This window comes from Oerskovia flava (assembly GCF_026163685.1).
Taxonomy (GTDB): domain Bacteria; phylum Actinomycetota; class Actinomycetes; order Actinomycetales; family Cellulomonadaceae; genus Oerskovia_A; species Oerskovia_A flava.
Genome location: NZ_JAOXSR010000001.1, coordinates 1,055,328 through 1,058,485, shown reverse-complemented (window position 1 = coordinate 1,058,485; position 3,158 = coordinate 1,055,328). Strand labels below are relative to the sequence as shown.

At 70.9% G+C, this 3,158-nt stretch carries 3 protein-coding genes and 1 pseudogene; all 4 read right to left on the bottom strand.

Annotated features, from left to right (window positions below):
- A pseudogene (locus OHL10_RS04690) lies at positions 1 to 169 on the bottom strand (glucosamine-6-phosphate deaminase); the annotation flags it as partial.
- Positions 169 to 1,146 (bottom strand): ROK family protein, encoded by a 978-nt coding sequence (locus tag OHL10_RS04685; protein WP_322645519.1) that lies wholly within the window; start codon positions 1,144 to 1,146, stop codon positions 169 to 171. The pseudogene OHL10_RS04690 and the gene OHL10_RS04685, both read right to left, overlap by 1 nt.
- 1 nt (position 1,147) lies before the next feature.
- Complete coding sequence (locus tag OHL10_RS04680; protein WP_265520969.1) at positions 1,148 to 2,077, bottom strand: carbohydrate ABC transporter permease; 930 nt, start codon at positions 2,075 to 2,077, stop codon at positions 1,148 to 1,150.
- Positions 2,074 to 3,030 carry a carbohydrate ABC transporter permease gene (locus OHL10_RS04675; protein WP_265520968.1) on the bottom strand — a complete coding sequence of 319 codons (957 nt, stop codon included), beginning with the start codon at positions 3,028 to 3,030 and terminating at the stop codon, positions 2,074 to 2,076. The genes OHL10_RS04680 and OHL10_RS04675 overlap by 4 nt, the downstream gene beginning before the upstream one ends.
- Positions 3,031 to 3,158: the final 128 nt, after the last annotated feature.

Here is a 3,158-nt window from a genome sequence, read left to right as displayed (position 1 = left end):
ACGACAACCCCGACTCCCGATGCCGACGCACCAGCTCGTCATACACCCGCAACGGGCTCGACCCCGTCGCCAGACCCAGCACCGCATCCGGCTTCGACCGCACCAACGACTCCACCGCATCAGCAGCGAGCACCGCAGCGGTCTGTGCGGGAACGATGACAACTTCCATCAGGACACCTTTCTACGGCCGGCGATGGCAGCGCCCATCGCGGCGACGGGGACGTCGGTCGGTGCCAGGGTGACCCGGTCCGCCAGACGCAGGGAGGTCAGGAACGGCGACGGCCGGGACTGCTCGTCGAGGGCGACGCGCACGGCGTCGAGGAGCGTGTCCCCGAGCGCGGAGACGCCGCCACCGAGGACCACGTGCTGCACGTCGACCGTCAGGACGAGGATCCGGACCGCGGCGGCGACCGCGGCCGCGAACTCGGCCTTGATCTGCACCGCGCGCGGGTCGCCCGCCTCGGCCGCCTCGAACAGCTCGGCCGGTGCCGGTCGGCCGCGGCGCGAGGGCCAGCGCTCGCCCAGCGCGGTGCCCGAGGCGAAGGTCTCGACGCACCCGCGCTGCCCGCACGGGCACAGCGGGCCGAGCGGGTCGATCGGGATGTGCCCGATCTCCCCTGCCGCGCCGCTCGCACCGCGTCGCAGCCGACCGTCGATGACGATCCCCGCGGCGAGGCCCGTGCCCAGCGCGAGGAACGCGAGGTCGCGACCCCGCGGGCCGAGCGCGTGCGCGGCGCCGAGTGCCGCGACGTTGAGATCGTTGTCGGCGACCACCGGTACACCCAGGCGCGCTGCGAGGATCTCGGCGAGCGCGAAGGGCTCGCCGTCGATCCCGAGGTTCACCGCGTGCACCACGGAGCCCGTCGCGGGGTCGACCAGGCCGGGCACCCCCAGCCCGACACCACTGAGCTCGCCGGGCAGGACGCCCGCCTCGAGCGCGAGCTCCTCGACGGCCCGGACGACGCTGGTCACCACGCCCTCGCGGCCGCGGACCGTCGGAAGGCGGACCGTCCCGGCGAGCGCGCCGTCCGCGGACAGCAGCGCACCGAAGACCTTCGTCCCCCCTACGTCCAGACCGACCGCGTACCCGCTCGTCAGTCCGGCCGCCTCGCTCGTCATCGAGGCGGCCGTGCGCACATCGCTCACGTCAGCCCTTCACCGCACCCGAGACGAGCCCGCCGGTCATCCGGCCCTGCACGAACAGGAAGAAGATGATCACGGGGACGGCGATCAGCGTGGAGGCGGCCATGACCTGGCCCCAGTCGATCCCCTGGTTGGCGCTGGCATTCATGAACGACCGCAGCCACAGGGGCAGCGTCTTGGCCTGTTCGGCCGGCAGCGCGATGAGCGCGACCGTGAACTCGTTCCACGCCTGCAGGAACGCGTACACACCCGACGCGACGAGGCCGGGCGCCAGCAGCGGGAAGGTGATCCGCAGGAAGGCCTTGGTCCGGCTCAGCCCGTCCACCATGCCCGCCTCCTCGAGCTCGGCGGGCACCCCGGCGACGAAGCCGCGCAGCATCCACACCGTGAAAGGCACGACGGCCGCGGTGTAGAGGATCGAGACACCGATGACGCTGTTGAGCAGGTTGAACTCGGACAGCATCTTGTACTGCGCGATGAACATGCCCTCGGCCGGCAGCATCTGGATGAAGAGCACCGCGATGATGAAGGACTTGCGCCCGCGGAACCGGAACCGGCTGATCGCGAGCGCGGCGAGGAAGGCGAAGACGATCACGGCCACGACGGTCACGGACGTGATCATCAGGCTCATGCGCAGCGCCGACAGGAAGCTCGACCCCTCGATGACCCGCTCGTAGTTGCGCAGGCTGGAGTCGGTCGGGAAGAACGTCGGGGTCGTCGCGCGCAGCCGTGCGCTGGGCAGCAGCGAGGAGCTGACCATCCAGTAGACGGGGAACGCCCACACGAGGGCGGCCACGATCGCGAGCGCACCGAGCAGGTACGAGCTCGCGCTGCGTGGACGGCCGGTGCGCGACGAGCGCTTGGCCGGTGGTCGCGGGGCGACATGGGCCGGTGTGGTCCGGGTGACCGGTGTGACGGCACTGGTGGCGCTCATGCCGCATCCTCCTTGAGCAGGCTACGGACATAGGGCCAGCTGATGGTGATCGTCAGCAGCAGCACGAAGATCGAGACCGCGGCGGCACTGGCGAAGTCCTGCCGGCCGACGCCGAGCTCGTAGATGAACGTCCCCAGCAGGTTGGTCTCGCTGACGGGTGCGCCGCCGTCCTGCAGGAGCCGGATCTGGGCGAACACGCGCAGGTCCCAGATGATCTGCAGGAGCAGCACGATCGACAGGACGGGGCGGATCATCGGCACGATGATGCCCCAGAAGGTCTGCCAGGCATCGGCACCGTCGAGCGACGCGGCCTCGAGGACCTCGCCGGAGACCTGGGTCAGGGCCGCGTAGACCGACAGCGTCACGAACGGCACGGACATCCAGACGATGATGACGGTCGCGACGAAGAAGAAGGACAGCGGCTGGGCGAGCCAGTGGTGGCCCTCGAACCGCTCGAAGCCCATCTGGACGAGCAACCAGTTGACGACACCGGTGCGCCAGTCGAAGAGCCAGCGGAACACGGTCACCGCGGCGACCATGGGCATCGCCCAGGCGAGCAGGAGGGCGACCTGCAGGACGAGGCGGGGCGCCTTGCCGACGGCCTTCATGAGCAGCGCGAACAGGACACCGATCGCGACCGTGAGGAAGGCGTTGACGAAGCAGAAGATGATGGACCGGGCGACGACGGCCCACAGCCGCTCGTCGCTGAAGATCTCGGCGTAGTTGCGCAGGCCGACGAACTCGGGCGGCTGGCCGAACTGCTGGGCCAGGCCGAACTCCTGCATGGAGGTGACGATCTGCCAGAAGACCGGGTACCCCATGCCGAGCAGGAGGATCGCGACCGCGGGGACGAGCAGGGCGTACGGCAGCTTCGTGGTGCGACGCCGGACGGGTGTGCGCCGCGGCGGGGACCCGTCCACGGCCGTCGACGGCTCCGTGGTACTGGTGGACATGCGTGGTTCTCCTTCTCCCGGCGCTGATCCCGGGTCGTGGGGGGGGGGGGGGGGGCCCCCCCCCCCCCCGCCCCCCCCCCCCCCCCGGGCGGGGCCCCCCGGGGGCGGGGGGAGGGGGTTTTTAGCGG